Here is a 23,346-nt window from a genome sequence, read left to right as displayed (position 1 = left end):
GTATTTGTCCTTTTCCAAGTGCTAGGGCGATCCGGCGCGGTGGCCGTTTTCCTTACCTCAACACTGGTCGCAGCCCTGAAAGACACGCAATAACGGGCGGGTGTTATCAAATATCAGCGCCGCGAAACCCCTTGAGTTATTGAATATCGCGCCGAGCCATGCGCAGGATGCAGCCTATGAAACAGATCTTCTCTTCTCTGGCTGTCTGCGCCCTGATATCGGTCGGTACTGCCGCATCCGCGGCGGGATGCTATGCCGATTACAAGGCCAAACAGGACAATCCTTTGCGCCTGCACTACGGCGTCATGCAGGTATCCGCCTGCGACAAGGGCAAGGCAAAAAAAGAGATCTCGCAACGCCTGCGCGGCTCAGGATGGACCTTGCTGAACGTGATGTCGGTGTTTGGGCCGGATGGGTTGGACAAAAGGAAGGCCAATGCCGGAAAATTCTATCTCCGTTACTGAAGCGCGGCGATCCGGGACACGGCTGGTCGGCGTCGGCATTGCGGCGATCGTTCTGATTCTGATAACCGCCGCCATTTTTCTGTTCTGGACCTTGCCCGACGCCAACGCCTTTAACGCGCGCGTTGAGCGGCTGTTTGTCGAAAGCGACCTGACCTCGCCGGCCGAGATCCGCCTGCTGGAAATTCTCGCACAATCGGGAACAGCCTTTGCGGATACTCTGTCCAGCTACAGGATGGTCATTTTTGTTCTTTTGGTCTTCGCCAGCACCATGCTCGTCACGGCGCTGGTGTTTCTGGTGATGCTCGTGCTGCTGAACCGACGGATGGCGCAGATCGAAAGGACGGGCATTCAGGTGACCTCGTTGCTGATCAGCCGCGAAGAAAACACGGTTTATCTGAACAATATGGACTTCAAACTGACACCTGCCGCGATGGAAACGCTGGCGGTTCTGGCCGAGTCCAGACTGGACGACGAAATGCTGTCCGGCGCCCAGATTGAGGCCGTCATTTCCGGCAAAGACGCCTCGGATTGCGAAGAAGCCGCTGGTGCGACGCGGATCAAGCGGCTGCGTGATGCCTTAGGAAACCAGATGGTCAGTGAGTTGCTGGTCAAGAATATCGCTAAGAAAGGCTATATGTTGTCGATCGACAAAGATGTAATTCAGATGGTCTGACCAAACGGTTCCGCACACTGGTTATCCGGGAAACCGTCATCTCTGCCCCTTGGAAATTCGGGAAAAATGCCCATCATTAGGGAACCCGCGCCTCGGAGGTTGATCATGAACGTCCACGCCACACCGCAATCCACAGGGTATCGAATTTCGGTCGAATCGTTGAACGGATCGGTCGCGATCTACCGCGGCGATGTGCTTTTGGCCAAAAGCGATAATGCCAAGGTCATGTATGAAACCCGGCTGTCCCCAACAATCTACATCCCCCGCGAGGACGTATGTGCGGATCTTGGCGAAGAGACCGAGTTGCAGACCTTTTGCCCATTCAAAGGAACCGCGACCTATCACGACGTCGTTTTGAACGGTCAACGCCTGCAAAACAGTGTCTGGGCCTATGAAGAAGCTTTGCCGGAAAGCAAAGCGATTCAGGGTCATATCGGTTTCCTGTCGTCAGCCTATGACCGGATCGACCTAGGCGAAAATCGGCTTCGGGAACCCGATGATGGCAGTATCAGCGGTCCTTTGATTGACTGGCTGATGCGCGGCGCGTCCGAGCTTACGACCTCTGAAGACTTCACCAAGGCGCTGGCCGAGAAGATGCTGGAACACGGGATAGCGATTCAGCGCCTCAGCATTCTGGTCTGGTCGCTACACCCCCTGATCGCAGGTAAACACTATATCTGGGAAAAGGGTGAGGCCGAAATCTCGACCAACGTACCGACATACGAAATTCACGATCACCCGGCCTATATCAACAGCCCGCTTCGGCATGTGTCGAACGGGCTGGGTGGTGTGCGCCAAAGGCTGAATGACGACAACCCTCACAATAGCTTTCCAATCATGGAGGATTTGCGCGCCAAGGGGGCAACCGACTATGTCGCAATGCCGCTTCCCTTTTCGGACGGCCGCACCAATGTACTGACGTTGACCTGCGATCATCCCGATGGCTTCACCACGGAAAATCTGGGGTTGGTGTTTGAATGCTCATCGGTCATTGCACGGTTCTACGAAGTCTTCATGCAGCGTGAAAACGCGCAGGTTCTGCTAGAGACCTATGTTGGCAAGCGATCGGGCGCACGCGTTCTGGGGGGCGAAATCCGGCGTGGCGATGGTGACGAAATCGACGCGGCCATCATGTTTTGTGATCTTCGCAACTCGACCATCCTGGAAGAGCGGCTTGGGCGAACGGACTATATTGTCCTGCTGAATGACTTTTTCGACACTGTGTCGGATATTGTGCACGACAATGGCGGCGAGGTTCTGAAATTCATCGGCGACGCGGTTTTGGCCGTTTTTCCGGAAGGTGACGATGCGATGACCGCCCGCAGCAACGCGCAGCGTACGGCCGTTGAAATCGTCGAGAAGCTGGGCGATCTGCGTCAGGCGGGCTCTGACCTGCATTGTGACTGTTCTATTGGCGTTGCTTACGGACGTGTGACATACGGCAATGTCGGCTCACGCGAACGGCTGGACTTTACCGTTATTGGGCAGGCCGCAAACATCGCGGCGCGGTTAGGTGAATACGGCAAGACGGTGGATCACCGGATCGTCGTGTCGGCTGACATAGCACCCGCCTGCGCCGACGCCGTGCCATTGGGGGACGTTAAGCTTCACAATGTTTCACGGCCTGTGTCGTCCTTCGCGCTCAGAACTTCGGCGGATGCTGTGCTGAATTCCTGAGCCAGTCGCAGTCCTGCAGCATGGTGGTGTCTGGCCAAAGCGAAAACAACTGAACGGCCCGGCCCTTAAGACGAGCGCGTTGATGAATTCAGCCCCCAAGAAGAATTAACGCAGTTTGTGCGGGTGATATCGTGCTTTGGAGCTGTGCGACCTGGCTTCGCGCCAGAAATTGGTCCGTCAGCCGATTGATCGCCGCCTTATCCGAAAACTGCGCCAGATCATCTGAACCAGTGAGACCTTTTAACCTGTCCTTGAACTCAACAAGCTGTTTGTCGATATCCAACTGAGCAAAGCTTGAAGGAAGGCCAAGCGCTGTTTCCATCATGTTGCGCAATGGCGGCAGGCCCATCAAGTCGAACCATTTGGTGTCAGCCCCACTTTCCTGAACTGCCAATTCCGCCAGAGCATGTTGCGCATACAGTGATATGCGCATTGTCTCATCACGCTCACCCACGGCAGCCTCAAACCGTGAGACCAAGTTGTCCTGCGCGATATCTTCCATAAAACTCTGAAGACCGGTTCGGCGAATTTCACCCGGACCCAGGCCGAAAGCCTCGGAAAACTCGCGATACCTTTTGTCCGACAACCGATTGGGCAGCGCGTCATCGGCAAAAGTGCCGTCGGACAGCACTTTTTGAATGAAATAACGGTTATTCAGATCACCTTCCAATCCGAATGCCCCTAGCGCAACCTGCAGTAAACGGCGATCCGACACCAAATCTTCGGCTGTCTGAACCTTGCCGATGTTTTCCAGAAAGTACCGGGTTTCTCGTTCGTTAACCGCCGACGAAGAAAAGCTTTCTAGCTGAGTGTCGTAGCTACGTTGAAGAAAGCGCCACCCCACGATGCCCCCGACCGGTACAACAGGTTGAAACGTCATTGCCGGTAAGCCATCAACCGCTCTTCCCTCGGCAGCAGCGCGCGAAGAGCCTTGAGACACTTGTAGTATTGCTCAGCTAGCAGCGCATCAGTGGCTTCCGCGAGGACCTTGCGACTGTCAGCATCCGTGAACACCTGGCTTAGCTCTTCAACGCGGCGCAGCAATTGCTGCCTTGCGTCTTCAGGCTCCATGTCTCCTGACAAAACTAGCTGCGCGGCATAGCACACGCGGCGCACAGGCGTATTGACCTCGTCCGGGTGATTAGCATCGCGCAGGCGCAAGACATTCGCTTGCGGCGTCATAATCGAAAACCGACTGCGCCGATCCCCGTTTTCCAAGACGACTCCGTTGATCAACACCCGCTCTTTTGGGGCGAGTTTCAAAACCAGCCCGCCCATTAAGTTGCCCTCATCTGTCGCAAACCGCGCAGGACGGCCATGTTGATTTCAAGCAACGGATCGACACTTGCCTTCTTTCCCAACACCTGACTGCTGTGCTGCTCGGTGAACTCGGCCAGATAGAAAATCCGCGCGCGCAGTTCGTTTGGAAGAGCATTTTCTGAATCCGCAACGCCGCTAGCCAGAACTGACCACAAACGACGATTTTCATGCAATGCCTGAACAAATCCGCCAAAGTCGGATTTCTGTCGGGCGGCAGCGGCTTTGAGGCGATGTGTGATTTTCGAAATGGCCTCGTATTCGGTATCCCGTGGCGTACGTGTCGGAGCCGCGGTTTGGGCATAGGCGCGGTGTGCCATGTTTTGCGGTGTCACTTGAAATCCTTCCAATAGTCCGTCTTTTGGCAATCAGAGTCGGGGCGCCTTTCTAACGCCCCGACCAGGGTTTTAAGATTAACGGAACAACGACAGGACCGACTGCGGAGCCTGGTTCGCGATCGACAGAGACTGCGTGGCCAACTGCTGTTGAACCTGCAAGGCCTGTAGACGGGCCGAGGTCTCTTCCATGTCGGCGTCCACCAGCGAGCCGATACCGGACTTAAATGAATCTGCCAGATTCGAGATGAACTCTTTCTGGGTTTCAATCCGGCCCTGCGACGAGCCAAAGGCCGCCGAGGCGTCAATAGCGGTGTCGATCAGACCTTCGATGGTGCCCAGAGCAGCGGTTGCGCCCGCTGCGGTGGATACATCGATGCCAGCCAGCGCACCCAGACCGCCGGAACCGGCATTGGCAAACTGGCCACTGACAGTCAGGTCATTGCCACCAGCGTTAGTGAAATCAAGGGTGCCCGGCGTGCCGCTGTCATAGTCCACGGTCAAACCGGTGATGCCCAGATCATCAATCTTGCCTTTCAGGGCAACGGCAACGATATCAGCCGTGGTTGTTGCCGCCGCATCGTCTGCAGTCACGGTGTAAGACACAGTCTGATCGCCAACGGTCAGGCTGACACTGTCCCCGGCAGCAAAAGCCGTGGCGTTTTCTGCAATTTCAATCTGCTCGTTGCCGCCACCATTATCCAGCGCGATAGCTACGGTATCACCGTTTGCAGACGCCCCCGCCGAACTGCCCGAGAAGATGTCATTGGCTGTGTAACCACCAACCGACAGATCCTGTCCAGCTACGGTGATCGACGAGGCGGTCACGGCACCAGTCGAATCGCGGTCCAGCGAGGACAAGATCGAGGCCGAGGCCGCCGATCCGTTGACAAGGTTGAGCCCGTTGAACTGGGCTGCCCCAACAACGGCAGTGATCTGATCGCGCAGGGCGGTCACGTCCGCATTGATTTTGCCGCGATCCACGTTGTCTTCCTGCGCCGCGACGATCTTGCCCTTCATCTGGTTCAGAAGGTCGGTCACAGTTTCCGAGGCATTCCGCGCCACCGCAACGGTCGATTCACCCAGCGCCAGACTGTCCTTGATCGCGTTAAAACCCTTCACATCGGATTCCATGACTTTCGAGATGGCCCAGACTGCCGAATTGTCCTTGGCCGTCGCCACATCTTTACCGGTCGAAATCGCATTCTGGGTCGTGGCCAGGTTCTTGTTGACCGATTTCAGGGTTTGCAGCGCAACCATAGCGCCGTTGTTGGTCAGAATGGACATAACGTCTTCCTTTTTTCGTATGGGCCCTTTGTGCCCGTGCCAACCCCGCACCATCTGCGGGCTTTAACGTCTTTCTGATCACTGCGATCGGCCGTCCGGCTGTTCGCGCCACCTGCCGTTTCAGGTGCGTCGCCACCATTGCCGCCGATCCCCTAACGGAGTGCTAAGACCCGCAATCCGGAAAATTCGGATTTGAATCAAACCCGACGCTAGGCGCGTTTCTCCAACGTGGCGTTGCTGCGAACCGCAAAACCCTTGCGTTGCCCGTCGGCGCTGTAGGTGCTGAGCTCGTTTCGAACGCGGCGAAGTTCGGCCATACGATCGGCAACGGCCCGAATCCCGTCGGCCGCACTGTTAAGAAGCGCCTGATTCCTTTCGACCTTCCTCTGAAGCCGAACAAGTTCATCGCTTTCCCGAACCCGAAACTGGTTGAGCGCGCCAATCAACTTTTCCTTTTCGGGCATCATTTGACCCAACCGATCCAGATCGCCCTGCACAAGCGCGTTCCGCTCAAGATCCAGAACCTCTTCAAGTGAGGTGATCACGTCAGACTCGGATTTACTCGGCATGGGCCTTCTCCATCAGGGACTGGAACAAAACGTCTTGCAGGCCGACCCCACCGGCCTTGGCCAACTGATGCGCCTGCTGCTGAACCAATAAAGTCGAAAACTGGTCCTCACCGGCCCCACCGCCAAAAGACTGGCGACCCTCGCCCAGCCCCGCGGATTTCAGCATCTCGGTCAGAAAAGTTGCCTCAAGCTCAACCGCTGCGGTTTTTAGTCTTTCGACCGAGGACGGGGGCATTGGTTGGGAAACGGGGACAGATACTTTCATCACTTTCTCCGAAATTTGCATCGAACTTTGTCGAACAAAGATGAAAGCGGTTAAAATAAACGTAACTTCCTGCGGTCAGATTTCGGTTCACACAACCGGAGTCGGAGCAAAATGCCCAACCCTCTTTTGACAGCGATCGCCCCGTCCAACGCCAATGCCAAATCCGGCGGATCGTCCACTGATATGCCTGAGCAAAAGGCGGAAAGATCGTTTGAAGCCGTTCTGGAAGAACAGATCATACAACAGGCTGAAGACGCCCATCCTACTGAAGATCCGGTTCCGGAAACCGGGGGGGACCCGTCGGAAACGGTCGAAAACGGCGAGCCGATGGACGCAACACCTAACATCGTGGCCATTCCAGATGTCGCGTCGCGACAGGTTTCATTGTCCGAACCAAAGGGCGAGGTTCAGGGCAAAAGCCTTGCCGTTTGGGCAGCCGACGACCATTCAAACGATTCTGTTTCGGACCAGAAAAACGGGGTGGAAATTCCGTCAGGTGGCCTTTCCAAAGACAGCCCTAAAGTTTCTGCAGATGATCCTGTGACAGAGGTTCAGCCTGTCCGAACGGAAAGCCTAGCGCGTAACGCTCCAACGTCTGCTGAGGGTAGACTCTTGCACAGCGCAAGGTTTGGTATCCCGCCCACCCCGGACCAAGCCGGGTCCGCACCCGCTGAACTGTCGAAAACGGATGCTGTTCCCAGCCGCGAGACCGCAGATGGTACACCGCAGATAAAGGCCCCTTCCGCGCCGGACAAGGCGCAGCAATTCGTCCAAATGCAATTGATGGCAAAGCAGGACACCCAAGCTGAGGTTGAGGTTCCGGACATGGAGGCACCTCAACAGCTAAGGGACAATTCCCCTTTGCAGACTACCCGGGAACCCACCTCAGCCGTGCATGCACTTGGGGCAAACGTTCGCGCTGAAGTGGCGCGCGCCATTGCCGGGCAGATGGCCGCCGTCATACATACGCGACCTCAGGCCGGGGCGATAGAAATAGCATTGAACCCCGAAGAGCTGGGGCGCGTTTCTATCGTACTGAATGGCCGCGACGATGGCGTCCACCTGACAATCGCGGCCGAGCGCCCGGAAACACTGGACATCATGCGCCGCCATATTTCCGTTCTTGAGGCAGAGTTCAGGGCCCTTGGTTTCAGCGATCTGTCTTTCGACTTGGGATATTCATCTGATGCCCAACAGAATGGTCAGGACGACTTGGCCCAATCGCCATTTGAACCAGAGCGGGAGGCCCCCTCCCCTTCAAATACACAGGTCCCATCGCGCGTTGGTGCGTCTGGGCGCATCGACATAAGGCTTTGACATGATCAATCCGACCACCTCCACCATACAAACCGGCGCTCAGACACCGGCCTCTCAGCCTCAGACAACGGGGTTAAAATCAGATTTTGAGACATTCCTTTTGATGCTGACCGCTCAGGCGAAAAACCAGGACCCACTGGAGCCTTTGGATTCATCAGAATACGCGTCGCAACTGGCTCAATTTTCAATGGTCGAGCAGCAGGCACAAACCAACGCGTTGCTGTCCGGCCTGTCCGTGTCGATGGGCAATGTCGGGTTGGAACAACTTGCGGGCTGGGTTGGAATGGATGTGCGATCGGCCTCGGCCTTTCAATTTGACGGTGCGCCGGTCAAACTGTTCGCGCAACCCGACGTCGCCGCAAGCTCAGCATCTATCGTGGTTCGGGACGCCAATGGAACGGTCGTCGACCGCGTCCCGGCATCCCCCAGCAATTCCGAGTTCGTGTGGACCGGGACAGACAGCGCTGACAATTCAGTTCCTGCAGGGACCTATTCCGCCACGTTGGAAAGCTATGATGGAGAGGATCTGCTGTCCGACCAGACAGCATCAGCGTATAACCGCGTCGTCGAAGCACAGGCCGTGGATGACGCGCTGTTGCTAACGCTGGAAAGCGGGCAAGTTATACCCGTCAGCATGGTAAGTGCCGTACGATCTGGAACTTGATCTGACGGCCAAGGCAGGCCAAAGCTTTGCCTGATTCGACTCGCTTACAGAACTGGTGAACCTTCTGCCCGACCAAACCGCCCCACCACGTGATCTTGTTGACCACCTCCGCAGCACGGGCATTGTCGACGCCAGTGCCCGGTTTCAGACATTGTATGGGGGCCGCACCAATCAGGTCTGGAAGGTTCTGGGCGGTGACGGGGACAAAGTGCTGAAACTCTATCGGTCCAAGCTGCGCAACCCGCTGTTTCGCAACGACGCCGAACTGGAAGCCCGATGCCTGAATGCGCTGGAACCGATGGGCTTTGCGCCACGCCTGCGGGCAACGGGCAAACACGACAACGGCCTTTGGGTGTTTTATGATCACGCGCCCGGGTCACCATGGCAGTCAGAAACAACCTGCGTTGCCGCTTTGCTGCGCAAACTGCACATGCTGAACATCTCGATAGACGTGCCCTCAGGGCGCAACGGCAGCGCCGATCTTGCGCATCAGACGCAACAAATTCTGGACATGTGCCGTTCGGATCAAAAGGCACAACTTGCGCGATTGCGCCCTGTCAGCCCGGTGCCTGCAACAAACCACACCTGTTTGGTTCACGGTGACCCGGTTGCCGGAAACATACTGGTGGATGCAACGGGGCTGACGCTCATTGATTGGCAGTGTCCGGCCCGTGGCGATCCCTGCGAGGATATCGCACTGTTCCTGTCGCCCGGGATGCAACAGCTTTATCGCGGTGCCCCGTTGCGCGCAGCCGAAGAGGCGCAGTTCCTGTCTGCCTATGACCAACCTGAGATAACGCACAGATACCGCGAACTACAAAAGTGGTTTGCGTGGCGGATGGCGGCATATTGTCTGTGGCGCATAGAAAATGGTGCGACCGATTACTCAGCCGCATTGGATTTGGAAATCGCAGCCCTTGGGTAATATCAAAGATCGGCAAGCGACATCATTGCATATGCCGGTGGAAGCAAAGCACGCCGCCAGAACCCAAGAGGGAAACGGCCGGGAATTTGGCCAATCACCTCTGGCAGCCCCGCATCCTGCCCCAAGACCAGTCGGGACAGGGCACGCCCGCAATAGGTGCCCATCGCGACACCATTTCCGTGATACGCAAACCCGGCAAATAACCCTGATTGCCCCGGCACCGCCCCGGCAAACGGAGTCAGATCGCGGGACAAACACACCATGCCGGACCACATATGCGTGACGTCGACATGCGCCCATTCGGGGAACATCTTCCGAAAGTCCGATTGAACCTTTTGACGAATTGCAGCTTCGGCCCTGGCCGATGACCGCAAACCACCGCGCATACCGAACAGGAACCTCCGGTCCGGCATAAGACGGAAGTAATGCAACAGGTTGCGCGTATCGTATGACATCTGATCCGTGGTCCAGCCCTGAGCTTGCAACTCACCCTCGGACATTGGGCGCGTCACAAGAACCGTTGACTGGGTGGGCATGTAGCGGCCTGCCATCCAGTTTGGGATATCTTCGCTTGAATATCCGTTGGTGCAGATCAGAACATTTTCAGCGCGCACCCGGCCTGCCGCTGTACGAAGGTCAAAACCGCGCGCGGATTTCTGTAGGGCGTGCACACCAGTTTTCTGAAACAGCTTCGCACCGGACTTAGCTGCCGCTTTCGCAAGTCCGAACAGGTATTTTCTGGGGTTCAGGCCGAAACCGACCGGATTGGTGTATCCGCCATAAAACGCCCCCCCGATGCCAAGCCCGGGAAGGTCCTGAGCCTCGTGCAGCACTCCGGATGCGTCTGCGTTTCGGCGAAGTTTTTCCATTGCACGCGCGGTGTGGGCCAGTTGGGTTTCCCCTTTTGAATGGGTTTCCGCGTTGATCCCGTGGGCGTCCAACAACTCGGCAACAAGGTGAACCGCCTCTGCTTCTGCCGCGTCATAGCGTTCAGCAGCCGGGGCTCCGTAAATCCGCGCCATCGCTTTGTGGCTGAGTTTCGAGCCACCGAGACAGCAAAACCCACCATTCCGGCCTGACGCGCCCCAACCGGGTGTTTCAGCCTCGAGCACGGCAACAGAAACCCCGGCGTTAGCCAGATGCAGGGCCGCAGACAGACCCGTGAACCCTGCCCCGACGATGGCTATGTCAACACTCAGATCGCCCTGCAGGTCCGGCCAATCCGGGGCGGCGATTGTCTCGTCCCACCAACAGCCCTCACGCGGGCCGGAGCCATAGGTGTAATCCGGGAACAGCCGTTTCATTCGGTACGGGCCGCCGCCATCTCATCCTGTTTCTGCCGCATCATGGCGCGTTTTGTGACCAAAGACGCGGTGATGACGCCCACGGTCACAACAGCAATCATCAACGTCGACAGCGCGTTGATCTCGGGGCTGACCCCCAGACGCACGGCCGAGAATATCTTGATCGGCAAGGTTGTCGCCGACGGCCCCGAGGTGAAGGACGCAATCACCAGATCGTCCAGCGACAGGGTAAAGGCCAGCAACCAGCCCGAGATCACGGCAGGCGCAATGATCGGCAACGTCACCAGGCGAAACGCTTGCGCGGGCGAACAACCAAGGTCCAGAGCGGCCTCTTCAAGCGACTGATCGAACGTCACCAAACGCGACGAGACAACGACCGAGACGAAACACATCGAAAATGTCGTATGCGCCAGCACGATGGTCAGGATACCGCGATCCAGTCCGATGCCGATGAACAACAGCAACAGCGATAGGCCCGTGATCACCTCGGGCATGACCAGCGGGGCGTAAATCATGCCGGAAAACAGCGTGCGCCCAAAGAACCGCCCGCCGCGCACCAACACATAGGCCGCGGCGGTACCCAAAACAGTCGCCAGCGTTGACGAAAAGACGGCCACCCGGATCGTGACCCAGGCGGCATCCAGAAATGCCTCGTTCTGGACCAGCTCACCATACCATTTGGTCGAGAATCCGGCCCAGACGGTGACCAGTTTGCTTTCGTTGAAGGAAAAGATGATCAGGATGATCATCGGGATGTAGAGGAACGCAAATCCCAGCGTCAGCGAGACCGCGTTGAACCAGCTTAGCCTGTTCATTGCTCGGCCTCCGTCTGTTTCTGCTGGTTGCGCTGGAACAGCACGATCGGGATCACGAGGATCAGCAACAGCACAACGGCCACGGCGCTGGCAACGGGCCAGTCGCGGTTCGAGAAGAACTCCTCCCACAGCACCTTACCGATCATCAGCGTACCCGAACCGCCCAGAAGCGAGGGGATCACGAACTCACCGATCACCGGGATCATGACCAGGAAACAGCCCGCGATGATACCGGGGCGCGACAGTGGGATCGTCACCAGCCAGAATGCCTGCACGCGCGAACAGCCCAAATCTTCAGCGGCCTCGATCAGAGATTCATCCATCCGCTCCAGCGCCGAATAGATCGGCAGGATCATAAACGGCAGATAGGTGTAGACGATCCCGATATAGACCGCAGTCTGCGTGTTCAAAATGGTCAGCGGGGTCGAAATGATGCCCGTCCAAAGCAGAAGCTGGTTCAAGTAACCTTCATTCGACAGGATGCCCATCCACGCGTAAACGCGGATCAGGAATGAGGTCCAGAAGGGCAGGATCACCAGCATCATCAGCGTCGGTCGCCATTCGACCGGCGCGCGGGCCATGCCATAGGCGATGGGATAGCCCACCAGCAGCGTGAAAAACGTGGAAATCACAGCGATCTTGACGCTGGACAGGTACGCCTTCCAATACAGGTCGTCCTCGGTCAGCCAGATGAAGTTCTCAAAGTCCAACTGGCTGAAGAAATCCTTTATCCCCGCCCAGCCCTGCGAAAAGTCCAGAGTCGGTGTATAAGGCGGAATCGCCAACGCGATATCCGACAGCGAGATTTTCAGGACGATGAAGAACGGCACCAGAAACAGCGCTAGCAGCCAGACATAAGGAATGGCGATCAGGAACGCGCGGCGCATCAGTCGGCCAGCAGAACCGCAGCCGTTGCTGTCCAAGACAGCCAGACCGGGTCTTCCCAAGTGAATGAACGGCGTGAGATGCGGCGGGTATTGGCCGTCTGCGCCTTGATGATCGTGCCGTTGGGCAGCTCAACGTGATAGGTGGACAGGTTGCCCAGATAGGCGATGTCATGCACCTTGCCCTGCACAGCGTTGATCGCATCTGCCGGACGGTCGGCGGAAATCGTTACCTTTTCGGGTCGGATCGCCAGATGGCAAGCCTGCCCCTGCAAAAGCCCGTTGGCCGAGGTCGCTGTCAGCGGGGCCTGCCCTTCGGCCCAGTCGATCTGATAGGTATCCTCGCCATTGGCGGAGGCACGGCCCTCGATGATATTCACGTCTCCGATAAAGTCGGCGACATAGACCGAGTTCGGGTTCTCATAAATCCGATCCGGGGTAGCGACCTGCATCAGTTTGCCCTGATCCATAACGGCCACGCGGCTGGCCACGGTCATGGCCTCTTCCTGGTCGTGGGTCACGATGACAAAGGTGGTGCCGGTCTTTTCCTGAATATCCATCAGTTCAAACTGCGTGTCCTGCCGCAGTTTCTTATCCAACGCACCCAGCGGTTCGTCCAACAGCAGCAGCTTGGGCGCCTTGGCCAGAGACCGGGCCAGCGCCACCCGCTGCCGCTGCCCGCCCGAGATCTGGTGCGGTTTGCGGCGCGCAAATTGCGTTAGCCGGGTCAGGCGCAGCATTTCCTCGACCCGATCTTCAAGATCGTGCTTGGGCATGTTGTCCCGGCGCAGGCCGAAAGCGATGTTTTCCCAGATGCTGAGGTGTGGAAACAGCGCATAGGACTGGAACATCATGTTCACCGCCCGTTTGTTCGGCGGGATCGGGTCGATATCCTGACCACCCAGCATGATGTGGCCTTCGGTGGGCGTTTCGAACCCCGCCAGCATCCGCATCATCGTGGTCTTGCCGCAGCCTGATGGCCCCAGCAGAGCGAAGAATTCTTTCTCGAAAATATCCAGAGACAGGTTGTCGATCGCCGTAAAGTCGCCAAATCGTTTGGTGACATTCTGGAACTGGATCAAGGGTTTCGCCTGCGGGTCCTCCCACGGCGCAAATACTTCAGAGTTCACTACGGCCCCCGTTCGGCAATCTGGAAAAAGGGCAAGGCGGACATGCCGCCCTGCCTTGGTAAATCGGATCAGGTGCCCGATTTGATCTTGGTCCACAGACGGGTCACGACCCGCTGCGTTTTCGCCGGATAAGGCGTGGTGATGTAGAGGTTCTGCATCGTCGCATCATCCGGATAGATCGCCGGATCACCGATCACGTCTTCCTCAAGGAACTCTTGCGACGCCTGGTTGCCGTTGGCGTAGTACACATAGTTCGACGCGGCAGCCATGTTGTTGGCATCCAGAATAAAGTTCAGGAACTTGTGTGCGCCCTCAGGGTTCGGAGCATCCGCCGGAATCGCCATCTGGTCGAACCACATCAGCGAGCCTTCGGCAAACGGGTGGTATTCGATCTCGACCCCGTTATCGGCCTCGGCCGCACGGTCACGCGCCTGCAGAATGTCACCAGACCAACCCACGGCCACGCAGATATCGCCATTCGCCAACGCATTGATGTATTCCGAGCTGTGGAACTTTTGGATATGCGGGCGGACACTGGTCAGAACTTCTTCGACCTTTTTGATGACGTCCGGATCATGGCTGTCCGGGTCTTCACCCAGATACTGCAAAGTCATCGGGATCATTTCCGCTGGTGCGTCCAGGAAATGCACACCGCACGCAGCCAGCTTTTCCATGTTTTCTGGCTTCAGCACCAGATCCATGCTGTTCAGGGCAACATCGTCGCCCAGCGCCTCTTTGACCTTGGCGACATTCACACCGATACCGGTGGTGCCCCACATGTAGTTGATCGAATAGGCGTTGTTCGGGTCGTATCCGGCGGTGCGTTCCTGAATGACGTCCCAAAGATTGCCCGAGTTGGACAGTTGTGACGCGTCCAGTTCCTGAAACGCTCCGGCCTGAATCTGACGCTGAAGGAACGTGCCGGACGGGACAACCACGTCATAGCCCGACCCACCAGCCAGCATTTTGGTCTCCAGCACTTCGTTGCTGTCAAACACGTCGTAGATGAGTGTCAGACCGGTTTCTTCCTCGAATTTCGTCAGAAGCTCTTCGTCGATATAGTCGGACCAGTTGTAGACGCGCACTTCTTCGGCGAAGGCTGCCGAAGTCCCCAGTGCGATGGCCGCTGTCATGGTCAGCGTTTTGATTGACATATTATTCTCCCTGCAAGTGTCCGGGTATTTTCCCGTTTTTTTGGATTTGATCAAGTTTTGCGTTTTCCCCCGATCCCGCGTATGGTTTCACGAGGTCAGGCACCTGGCAAGTCAGCATCATTGGAAACAGGGCAAACCAATTGGATTTGATCAAAAATAAGGCGGTCGGGTCGTCCGGCAGTGGGCCAAAGCGGCCTGCACACGAACAGGTTTATCATTCACTCAGATCGCAGATCATGTATGGCGATCTGGTTCCCGGGCAGCCCGTCACCATTCAGGGACTGACTGATTCGCTAAACGCCGGAATGACCCCCGTGCGTGAGGCTATCCGGCGGTTGATTTCCGACGGAGCACTGGTGTTCCAAGGAAATCGACGGGTCAGCGTACCCATGCTGTCAACGCGTGACGTCAAGCAGATGATTTATGCAAGAATATCAATAGAATCAGAGCTTTCACGGCAGGCAACGGCCAATCTAACACCTGCGGACGTCGATCATTTGGAACGCATTGATCAACAGTTGGATCAAACAATCGCCGATGGGGATGTCAGCGGCTACCTGCGTTTGAATCATCTGTTTCACGAAACGCTCTATGCTCATGCCGACGCGCCGATTCTCAATGATCTGGCGGAACGCCTGTGGCTCCGGTTCGGGCCGTCCCTGCGTGTGGTCTGTGGCCGATTCGGAACCCAGAGCCTTCCTGACCGCCACAAGGATATTATCCGGGCGCTTCGTGATCAAAACGCCGATCTTGTTGCAAAAGCAACCGCTCAGGACATCGAACAGGGGATGGAGCTCATGGCGGACTCACTTGCGAACGTCTAGATCAACGCGATTCGATTGACAGGGAAAAATTTGATCATATTGTGATCACCAACCGCTCTTGCAGGAGATTCCCTGATGTCGACCATCACCAATCACATGCCAACCGCCGAATTGCAGGCGCTTGACGCAGCCCATCACATGCATCCGTTTTCAGCCAATGGCGCGCTGGGGAAAGAAGGCGCGCGCGTCATCACCCGTGCCAGGGGCGTCTATCTGACTGACAGTGAAGGCGAAGAAATTCTGGATGCCATGGCGGGCCTGTGGTGCGTAAATATCGGCTATGGCCGCGACGAACTGGCCGAGGTCGCCGCCCGCCAGATGCGAGAGCTGCCCTATTACAACACCTTCTTCAAAACCACACATGTTCCCGCCATTGCGCTGGCCAATAAGCTGGCCGAACTTGCGCCCGGCGACCTGAACCATGTCTTCTTCGCCGCTGGCGGGTCCGAGGCCAACGACACCAATATCCGTCTGGTGCGCACCTATTGGGCCGAAAAAGGCCAACCCGACAAGAACATCATCATCAGCCGCCACAACGCCTATCATGGTTCGTCCGTCGGTTCGGCCTCGCTTGGGGGCATGGCCGGAATGCACGCGCAGGGCGGCATTCCGATCCCGAACATCCACCACATCAACCAGCCGAACTGGTGGGCCGAAGGCGGCGACATGTCGCCCGAAGACTTTGGCCTGGCCCGTGCGCGCGAGTTGGAAGAGGCGATTCTTGAACTGGGTGAAAACCGTGTCGCGGCCTTCATCGCCGAACCCGTGCAGGGCGCGGGCGGTGTAATCGTGGCACCTGACACCTACTGGCCCGAAATCCAGCGTATCTGCGACAAGTACGACATCTTGCTGATCGCGGATGAGGTGATCTGCGGGTTCGGCCGCACCGGCAACTGGTTCGGGTCACAAACCGTGGGTATCCGCCCGCATATCATGACCATCGCCAAGGGCCTCAGTTCGGGCTACGCGCCCATCGGTGGCTCAATCGTCAACGATGAGATTGCCGAAGTCATCGGCGGAACCGAGTTCAATCACGGCTACACCTATTCCGGCCATCCGGTTGCGGCTGCCGTTGCGCTGGAGAACCTGCGTATCCTTGAAGAGGAAAAGATCGTCGAGCACGTCCGCGACGTCGCCGCGCCATACCTCAAGGAAAAGTGGGAGGCGTTGACCGATCATCCGCTGGTGGGTGAGGCAAAGATCGTTGGCATGATGGCCTCGATTGCCCTGACCCCGGACAAGGCCAGCCGCGCCAGGTTCGCCTCGGCCCCCGGCACAGTAGGCTATATCTGCCGCGATCGTTGTTTTGCCAACAATCTGATCATGCGCCACGTTGGCGACCGTATGATCATTTCGCCGCCGCTGATCCTGACTCCGTCAGAGATCGACGAGATGTTCGTGCGTATCCACAAATCGCTGGATGAGGCACAAACCGACATCATCGAACAGGGTTTGATGAAAGCCGCATCATAAGTGGCATTTGAACTTGTTTGGAAACTGAAACGGGCGGCTCTTTGGAGCCGCCCTTTTTTAACGCATACGTTCCAGAAGTGTCAGGCTGGGATACCCATCGGGCAAAAGCCCTTGTGCCAGTTGATAAGCGCGAACGGCGTTGATCGTATTGGGGCCGGTCCGTCCGTCGATGCCCTGCGTATCGAAACCTGCTTGGGTCAGCCGCGCCTGCAGTTCCTTTTTTTCGGTGAAACTCAGCACGCGGTCGCCGCGTGGCCAACCGGCCTGAAACGGGGCACGACCGGACAGGCGGTCTGAAAGGTGACCGATACCAATCACGTAAGCATCTGCACCATTATACGCCTCGATCACGCTGAAATTATCAAAAATCATAAGCGCAACGCCCTGCCCGCCCGCAGGTAGCAGGATCGCGGCCTGCCCATGATCCGCCACGGCTTCGCCATTCATTGCAGTTACACCCCGCGCCGCCCATTCAGATGGCAACAGAGTGTAATCGCGCTTGGCAGTAGAAAAATCGAAATCACGGGGCAGGCGCACCTCAACGCCCCACGGCTGCCCCTTCGTCCAACCATGGCGCGCCAGATAAGACGCGGCAGAGGCCAGCGCATCCGTCGGGTCATCCGACCAGATGTCGCGTCGGCCATCCCTGTCAAAATCCACGGCGTGATCCAGATACGAGGTCGGCATGAACTGCGTATGCCCCATCGCCCCGGCCCAGCTTCCGACCATGTTGTGCGGGCTGACATCCCCGGCCTCAATGATCTGCAACGCGGCAATCAACTGGGTTTCAAAGAACCGCGCGCGACGCGCATCAAACGCAAGCGTGGCCAAAGATCGGATGGTGTGGTCACTTCCCCTGAAGGATCCAAAGGATGTCTCAAGCCCCCAGATCGCGGTCACAACCTCTTTTTCAACGCCATACTGCGCCTCAATCCGGGTCAGCGTATCGCTATGGCGCTGCAATCCGACGCGGCCATCCGAAACGCGCCGATCCGAGACCGCCGCGTCCAGGTATTCCCAAATGGGCTTTGAGAATTCCGCCTGATTGCGGTCCCGTTTGATGACGTCCTTGTCATATGTCAGACCTTCCAGAGACCGGTCCAAAGTCGCAGCGGAAATGCCCTGTTCAAGGGCGCGCTCACGAAAGGCACCCAGCCACGCCTGAAACCGCGCGTTTCCTTCGGTAGACACCCGATACTCCTTGGCTGGTGGTCGAACGACCGGTCGGATCGAGACCGTTACATCAGCCGAAGCCAACTGCAAGATCTGCAACCCATCTGACTTTTCCTGCGATTCCGCCTGCACTATGGATGCCCATAATGCAGCGGTCATGACGCCGCCTATGCATTTACGCATTCCGATTTTTCCTGATTACTGCTCATCCACAGAATAGCGCAAAACCGCGCTTCGACAAAGCGGTCATGTGTTCTGTTCGCGATCTTTTGCTTCCCGCTCGGCCCGTATCTGGGCCAGCGCTTGCCGCAACATAGGAACGCGATTTGGCCTAAAGCTATCGTCTGTTACGAACATTTCGCGCATGCGATCCAAACGAAAGACCCTGAAATCCTGTCTCAGATGGCACCACGACAGCAGAACGCTGGCGCGATCCATATAGACAATACTAAGCGGGTCCACCCTTCGGCGCGTTTCCTCGCCTTTGCCGTCCGTATAGGCAAAATCAATGGTGCGCTCGGCCCATGTGGCCCGCCGCAGATCGGCCACTTCGATTGTCGGCTTGGCCGGGCGTGCAAACCGGGCGGCGGCGAGTACTGCGTGACTTAACCGATGAGATTGGCGCGACGGCAAACGGCCCTGCAGTTTTCGAAGCGCGTCACCGGCGGCTTCGGCCAACCCCGGATCACCGATCGACTGCACCTCGCGCAGGCCAAGAACCAAGGCTTCCAATTCATCATCGGTAAAGCCCAATGGCGGTAAAGTCGCGTCTTCGATCAGGGTAAACCCGAACCCCGCCTCTCCGTCAATCACTGCGCCCAAACCACGCAGCGCGCCTATGTCACGATGAACGGTACGGGCTGAAACACCCAAATCCTGCGCCAATTGCACCGATGTTTTCGGCGTTGGGCCAGAGCGTAAGGCTTGCATCAACTGGAACAGACGGGCGGTGCGGGACATAGCGCAAGTTACCGTAGTCCTAATGACAGTTTTTGTCATCAGCTCAACGTAACCAAGTGGCGTCCAACCAAGGGAGTTACCAATGTTGACCTTACTGACCTTTCCAGCCGCTTTTGGATCTTTCAGCGCCAGCCCATTCTGCGTCAAGACGGCCCTGATGCTGCGATACTCAGGCCAACGCTGGCAGCGATCCGACCTGCTGAACCCCAGCAAAATGCCCCACCAAAAGCTGCCCGTCCTGCGCACACCGGACCGTCTTTTGCCCGACAGCGACCTGATCCGGGATTGGCTGGAATCGCAGGGCACCGAATTCGACAAGGGGCTGACTGAAGCGCAAAAAGCGCAGTCCCGCGCCCTGATCCGCATGGCCGAAGAGCATATCTATCACCACATTGTACTGGATCGTTGGGGCAACGATGAGGCATGGCCGATTCTGCGCGACACGTTCTTTACCGAAATCCCAGCGTTGATCCGCAAGCCTGTGACCAATGCAATTCGCCGGTCGGTGCTCAGGCGTCTGGACGGGGTTGGTGTATCGAGATTCTCAGAGTCCGAACGCCGTGGACGTCTGGAACGCGATCTCGAGTCGATTTCCGCGTTGCTTTGGCAATCTCCCTTCCTGATGGGGGACACCCCCACGGCAGCAGATATGAGCGTGGGCCCAATTCTGGCAGCGATGCGCGCAACACCGGTAGAAACGCCGCTGACCCGGCGGATCAAACAAGATACGCTGCTCAGCAGCTATATCGACCGCATAGAACAGGCGATTCCCGTATGATGCCCTTCAAAGACCCTGCCGTCGAAGCCGTGTTCGACGCCTTCCCCCAGAGCACCCGCAAAGGTGCGCTGGCGCTGCGGGATCTGATCTTTGAAACCGCCCAGACGCTGCCCGACACGCACCCCATGCAAGAGGCTCTGCGTTGGGGTCAACCAGCCTATCTTGCGCCCAAAGGGTCAACACTCAGGCTGGGAGGGCACAAGTCTGCCAAATTCGCTTTTTTTGTGCATTGCCAGACACGGCTGATCGGCGACTATAACTCGGTCTTTCCCGGCGAAGACCGGCTGGACGGCAATCGCGCGGTCCTGTTCAATCACCCCGGGCAGATCGACGCAAACCGCCATGGCTGGCTGATTGCCAGGGCGCTGACTTATCACGTAACAGAGAAAACCAGATAAATTTGGATCGCTTTTCGCATTCAGGACAAAGCCAAGAGGCAACTAAAAACGATACGACATATTTCTGAAACGCGTTTTCACCTCTGACGGCGTTTGCGTTCGACCTTGCGCTTGATCTTGTCTTTTTTGCGCTTGTTGCTGGCTGCCTTACGGCGAGTACCACGTTTCGCAAGGCCCCGACCACGCGGCAGGGCCTGATCGTCGATTGAGAGCAGTTCCAGTTCCAACCCGCCAGTCACCGGCGTCGCCTGTGTCAGCCGTACAGTGACTCGTTGGCCAATGGCGATGATCAGCCCGGTGTCTGATCCCATCAGCGTCCCGGCCTCGCGGTCAAAATGGAAAAATTCACTCCCCAACGAGCGCACCGGCACCAGACCGTCAGCCCCGGTTTCGTCCATCTTCACAAAAGCGCCGAACCGGGCAATACCGCTGATGCGGCCCGAGAACTCATTGCCCACCCGCTCGCTGAGATAGGCAGCCAGATAGCGGTCGGTCGTATCACGCTCGGCCATCATTGAGCGGCGTTCGGTGTCCGAGATATGGGTGGCGGTTTCGTCCAGCCGCGCGATTTCATCCTCGGTCAGCCCGTCCTTGCCCCAGTCATGCGCCGAGATCAGCGCCCGATGCACGATCAGATCGGCGTAACGGCGAATGGGCGAGGTGAAATGCGCATAGTTGCGCAGCGCCAGCCCGAAATGGCCGAAATTTTCAGGGTTGTAATACGCCTGCGCCATAGACCGCAGCGTCGACAGGTTAATCAGTTCGGCATCCTCGGTCCCGGCGGCGGCATTCAGCAGCGCGTTCAGATGCCGGGTTTGCAACACCTGCCCTTTGGCGAGGTTCAACCCCGCCGCCTGCGCCGTTTCCCGCAGGCTTTCCAGCTTTTCGGGCGCAGGTTCTTCGTGGACCCGGAACAGCAGCGGGCGGCGTTTGGCGATCAACGTTTCAGCCGCGGCAACATTGGCGAGGATCATGAATTCCTCGATCAGCTTATGGGCATCCAGCCGGTCGCGGAAGGCCACGCTGGTCACTTCGCCCGTGTCGCTGAGAACGATCTGTCGTTCCGGCAGATCCAGCTCCAGCGGTTGCCGTTCCGCCCGCGCGGTTTTCAGCGCGGCATAAGCGGCATAGAGCGGCTTCAAGACCGTATCCAGCAAAGGCCCGGTGCGGTCGTTTGGGGTACCATCAATGGCCTCTTGCACCTCGGCATAATGCAGCGACGCGGCGGATCGCATCAGCCCCCGCACAAAGCGATGGCCAATCTTGTTTCCCTCGGCGTCAATCTGCATCCGCACCGCGATACAGGCGCGCGGGACGCCTTCGTGCAGCGAGCACAGGTCGCCCGACAGCCGGTCCGGCAGCATCGGCACCACGCGATCTGGGAAATAGCTGGAATTGCCGCGCTTGCGCGCCTCGCGGTCCAGCGCGGTACCGGGCTGCACATAGGCAGCCACATCAGCGATGGCGACCCAGATCACATGGCCGTCGGGGTTTTTCGGGTCGTCATCGGCATGGGCATAGCAAGCGTCATCATGGTCCCGCGCATCCGAAGGGTCGATGGTTAGCAGCGGCATATCCCGCAGGTCTTCGCGGCCCTTCAGGCCAACCGGTTTGGCCTTGTCCGCCTCGGCGATCACTTTGTCGGGGAAGTCGTCCGGGATGCCGTGCTGGTGGATTGCGATCAGCGACACCGCCTTGGGCGCGGTTGGGTCGCCCAGCCGTTCGACAATGCGCGCACGGGGCAGGCCCATGCGGTTCTTTGGTCCGGCCTGTTCCGCCTCGACCAGTTCGCCATCCTTGGCTCCCAGAACTGCACCATCTGCAACCAGCCATTCGGTCGAGCCTGCTTTGTCGATGGGCACGATCCGCCCGCCCTCGGCCCCTTTGCGGAAAATGCCGACGATCTTGCGTGGATTGGTGCCGATGCGACGGATCAGGCGGGCCTCGTAGTTGTGGTCTTCCTCATGCACCACGGTCAGGCGGGCCAAAATCCGGTCGCCCTCGCCCAAGGCAGGGTCGCTGGCGCGGGTTATCAGCAAGACGATGGGCTCGACCCCCTCGCCATGCCATTCCAGCGGACGAGCGAATAGATCGCCATCTGCGTTCGGAGCCTTCACCTGCAACACGCTGACAGGCGGCAGACGATCCGGGTCGCCATAGCTGCGTTTGCGTTTTTCCAAATGGCCCTCGGCCTCAAGCTCGCGCAGGATGCGTTTTAAGTCGATCCGCGCCGCGCCCTTGATCCCAAAGGCTTTGGCGATATCGCGTTTCGAGGTCAGGGTGGGGTTCGCCGAGATCCAGTCAAGGACCTCCTGCTTGGTGGGGATACGACTCATGTATTTGGCGTAACACGGGCGTGCGACGGCGTCATGACCAAAAACGGATCAGGGTTTCAGATCGGCCACCGTGTCAACGTCTCGCAACGGGTTCAGCAGCGCCACGCGCTGACCGGGGACAGAGGACAGCGTGTCCGCCAGTGCATATTCGGTGGACCAGCGCACATTGCGGAACAGGCCGCTGGGCAGCGCGCCGTATCGCTGCGCGCCCACCAGCCAATAGCCACCGTCGTGCGCAGGGCCAAATGCCATCTGCGCCGACCCCAGCGCCTTGAAGGCCCCTGCAATATGAGTACGCGAAATGCCCGGAATATCTGCGCCGATCAGGCAGACCGGCCCCGGCGGCATCCCGCGCAGCATCCAGCCCATCCGATCGCCCAGATCTCCGCGCCCCTGCGCGGCGCGTGGCAGATCAGCAGGCCAGATGGGGCTGATCAGCCCCTCGCGGTCGGGCGCGACTGCCAGCACGATCTGCCAACGCGGGTCGCGCAGGCGTCGGATCAGCGAACGGGTCTGATGGCGAAACCACCACGCTGCCCCGACCATGCCGATATCGCGGCCCAGCCGGGTTTTTACCCGCCCCGGGCGCGGCTCTTTCACCATGATGACCAAACTACGCTGCAT

Annotated in this window: 25 protein-coding genes; 10 read left to right on the top strand and 15 right to left on the bottom strand. The window is 57.9% G+C overall.

The window, feature by feature from the left end; genetic code table 11:
- Positions 1 to 176: 176 nt before the first annotated feature.
- From GOV88_RS08730 to GOV88_RS08720, 3 genes are all read left to right on the top strand, one after another.
- On the top strand, positions 177 to 464 hold the full coding sequence (locus GOV88_RS08730; RefSeq protein WP_171126380.1) for a hypothetical protein: 288 nt from the start codon (positions 177 to 179) through the stop codon (positions 462 to 464).
- Complete coding sequence (locus GOV88_RS08725) at positions 436 to 1,137, top strand: helix-turn-helix domain-containing protein (protein ID WP_171126381.1); 702 nt, start codon at positions 436 to 438, stop codon at positions 1,135 to 1,137. Before GOV88_RS08730 ends, GOV88_RS08725 begins: the two co-directional genes overlap by 29 nt.
- 105 nt (positions 1,138 to 1,242) lie before the next feature.
- Entirely contained in the window at positions 1,243 to 2,814 is a 1,572-nt protein-coding gene (locus tag GOV88_RS08720) for a DUF427 domain-containing protein (protein WP_171240167.1), read from the top strand.
- Between the two features lie 88 nt (positions 2,815 to 2,902).
- Here the strand turns inward: GOV88_RS08720 and GOV88_RS08715 are convergent, their stop codons facing one another.
- The 6 genes from GOV88_RS08715 to GOV88_RS08690 form a co-directional block, all read right to left on the bottom strand.
- Entirely contained in the window at positions 2,903 to 3,694 is a 792-nt protein-coding gene (locus GOV88_RS08715) for a DUF1217 domain-containing protein (protein ID WP_171240166.1), read from the bottom strand.
- On the bottom strand, positions 3,691 to 4,092 hold the full coding sequence (gene flbT / locus GOV88_RS08710; RefSeq protein WP_171240165.1) for a flagellar biosynthesis repressor FlbT: 402 nt from the start codon (positions 4,090 to 4,092) through the stop codon (positions 3,691 to 3,693). Before flbT ends, GOV88_RS08715 begins: the two co-directional genes overlap by 4 nt.
- Entirely contained in the window at positions 4,092 to 4,466 is a 375-nt protein-coding gene (gene flaF / locus GOV88_RS08705; protein ID WP_171240164.1) for a flagellar biosynthesis regulator FlaF, read from the bottom strand. The genes flbT and flaF overlap by 1 nt, the downstream gene beginning before the upstream one ends.
- A 78-nt stretch (positions 4,467 to 4,544) precedes the next feature.
- Positions 4,545 to 5,753 (bottom strand): flagellin, encoded by a 1,209-nt coding sequence (locus tag GOV88_RS08700; RefSeq protein ID WP_254449197.1) that lies wholly within the window; start codon positions 5,751 to 5,753, stop codon positions 4,545 to 4,547.
- Between the two features lie 209 nt (positions 5,754 to 5,962).
- Complete coding sequence (locus GOV88_RS08695; RefSeq protein ID WP_171240162.1) at positions 5,963 to 6,322, bottom strand: flagellar export chaperone FlgN; 360 nt, start codon at positions 6,320 to 6,322, stop codon at positions 5,963 to 5,965.
- Positions 6,312 to 6,587, bottom strand: coding sequence for a rod-binding protein (locus GOV88_RS08690; protein WP_171240161.1), 276 nt, complete (start codon positions 6,585 to 6,587; stop codon positions 6,312 to 6,314). Before GOV88_RS08690 ends, GOV88_RS08695 begins: the two co-directional genes overlap by 11 nt.
- 111 nt (positions 6,588 to 6,698) lie before the next feature.
- On the opposite strand from GOV88_RS08690, the gene GOV88_RS08685 reads away from it, so the two are divergent.
- Genes GOV88_RS08685 through GOV88_RS08675 form a run of 3 tightly spaced genes read left to right on the top strand, consistent with a single transcriptional unit; the run spans position 6,699 to position 9,493 of the window.
- Complete coding sequence (locus tag GOV88_RS08685) at positions 6,699 to 7,904, top strand: flagellar hook-length control protein FliK (RefSeq protein WP_171240160.1); 1,206 nt, start codon at positions 6,699 to 6,701, stop codon at positions 7,902 to 7,904.
- 1 nt (position 7,905) lies between these two features.
- Positions 7,906 to 8,568, top strand: a complete 663-nt coding sequence (locus tag GOV88_RS08680; protein WP_171240159.1) for a flagellar hook capping FlgD N-terminal domain-containing protein — start codon at positions 7,906 to 7,908, stop codon at positions 8,566 to 8,568.
- A gap of 55 nt (positions 8,569 to 8,623) precedes the next feature.
- A complete protein-coding gene (locus GOV88_RS08675) occupies positions 8,624 to 9,493 on the top strand; it encodes a phosphotransferase family protein (protein WP_371808225.1) in 870 nt (289 codons plus the stop codon).
- 2 nt (positions 9,494 to 9,495) lie between these two features.
- Here the strand turns inward: GOV88_RS08675 and GOV88_RS08670 are convergent, their stop codons facing one another.
- The 5 genes from GOV88_RS08670 to GOV88_RS08650 form a co-directional block, all read right to left on the bottom strand.
- A complete protein-coding gene (locus tag GOV88_RS08670; protein ID WP_171240158.1) occupies positions 9,496 to 10,797 on the bottom strand; it encodes an FAD-binding oxidoreductase in 1,302 nt (433 codons plus the stop codon).
- Positions 10,794 to 11,612 (bottom strand): ABC transporter permease, encoded by an 819-nt coding sequence (locus GOV88_RS08665; protein WP_171124520.1) that lies wholly within the window; start codon positions 11,610 to 11,612, stop codon positions 10,794 to 10,796. Before GOV88_RS08665 ends, GOV88_RS08670 begins: the two co-directional genes overlap by 4 nt.
- Positions 11,609 to 12,499, bottom strand: a complete 891-nt coding sequence (locus tag GOV88_RS08660) for an ABC transporter permease subunit (protein WP_171124522.1) — start codon at positions 12,497 to 12,499, stop codon at positions 11,609 to 11,611. The genes GOV88_RS08665 and GOV88_RS08660 overlap by 4 nt, the downstream gene beginning before the upstream one ends.
- Positions 12,499 to 13,626, bottom strand: a complete 1,128-nt coding sequence (locus GOV88_RS08655) for an ABC transporter ATP-binding protein (RefSeq protein WP_171240157.1) — start codon at positions 13,624 to 13,626, stop codon at positions 12,499 to 12,501. Before GOV88_RS08655 ends, GOV88_RS08660 begins: the two co-directional genes overlap by 1 nt.
- A 68-nt stretch (positions 13,627 to 13,694) precedes the next feature.
- Complete coding sequence (locus tag GOV88_RS08650; RefSeq protein ID WP_171124526.1) at positions 13,695 to 14,780, bottom strand: polyamine ABC transporter substrate-binding protein; 1,086 nt, start codon at positions 14,778 to 14,780, stop codon at positions 13,695 to 13,697.
- Between the two features lie 140 nt (positions 14,781 to 14,920).
- On the opposite strand from GOV88_RS08650, the gene GOV88_RS08645 reads away from it, so the two are divergent.
- A complete protein-coding gene (locus GOV88_RS08645) occupies positions 14,921 to 15,604 on the top strand; it encodes a GntR family transcriptional regulator (protein ID WP_171124528.1) in 684 nt (227 codons plus the stop codon).
- A 75-nt stretch (positions 15,605 to 15,679) separates the two neighbouring features.
- Entirely contained in the window at positions 15,680 to 17,077 is a 1,398-nt protein-coding gene (locus GOV88_RS08640; RefSeq protein ID WP_171240156.1) for an aspartate aminotransferase family protein, read from the top strand.
- 57 nt (positions 17,078 to 17,134) lie between these two features.
- Here GOV88_RS08640 and GOV88_RS08635 read toward each other — a convergent pair whose 3' ends face one another.
- Complete coding sequence (locus GOV88_RS08635; RefSeq protein WP_254449196.1) at positions 17,135 to 18,409, bottom strand: lytic murein transglycosylase; 1,275 nt, start codon at positions 18,407 to 18,409, stop codon at positions 17,135 to 17,137.
- A gap of 87 nt (positions 18,410 to 18,496) precedes the next feature.
- The gene (locus GOV88_RS08630) at positions 18,497 to 19,210 is read right to left on the bottom strand and encodes a YafY family protein (RefSeq protein WP_171240154.1); all 714 of its coding nucleotides are present in this window, start codon (positions 19,208 to 19,210) and stop codon (positions 18,497 to 18,499) included.
- 82 nt (positions 19,211 to 19,292) lie between these two features.
- Between GOV88_RS08630 and GOV88_RS08625 the strand changes: the two genes are divergently transcribed.
- Complete coding sequence (locus tag GOV88_RS08625; protein ID WP_171240153.1) at positions 19,293 to 19,988, top strand: glutathione S-transferase family protein; 696 nt, start codon at positions 19,293 to 19,295, stop codon at positions 19,986 to 19,988.
- The gene (locus GOV88_RS08620; protein WP_171240152.1) at positions 19,985 to 20,386 is read left to right on the top strand and encodes a DUF1801 domain-containing protein; all 402 of its coding nucleotides are present in this window, start codon (positions 19,985 to 19,987) and stop codon (positions 20,384 to 20,386) included. Before GOV88_RS08625 ends, GOV88_RS08620 begins: the two co-directional genes overlap by 4 nt.
- 77 nt (positions 20,387 to 20,463) lie before the next feature.
- Here GOV88_RS08620 and rnr read toward each other — a convergent pair whose 3' ends face one another.
- Positions 20,464 to 22,722 (bottom strand): ribonuclease R, encoded by a 2,259-nt coding sequence (gene rnr, locus GOV88_RS08615; protein WP_171240151.1) that lies wholly within the window; start codon positions 22,720 to 22,722, stop codon positions 20,464 to 20,466.
- Positions 22,723 to 22,770: 48 nt separating this feature from the next.
- The gene (locus GOV88_RS08610) at positions 22,771 to 23,346 is read right to left on the bottom strand and encodes a DUF2064 domain-containing protein (RefSeq protein WP_171240150.1); all 576 of its coding nucleotides are present in this window, start codon (positions 23,344 to 23,346) and stop codon (positions 22,771 to 22,773) included.

This window comes from Ruegeria sp. HKCCA5491 (genome assembly GCF_013034565.1).
Lineage (GTDB): Bacteria > Pseudomonadota > Alphaproteobacteria > Rhodobacterales > Rhodobacteraceae > Ruegeria.
Note: the sequence above shows the minus strand (reverse complement) of the source record. Positions and strands in the feature narration are given on the sequence as shown.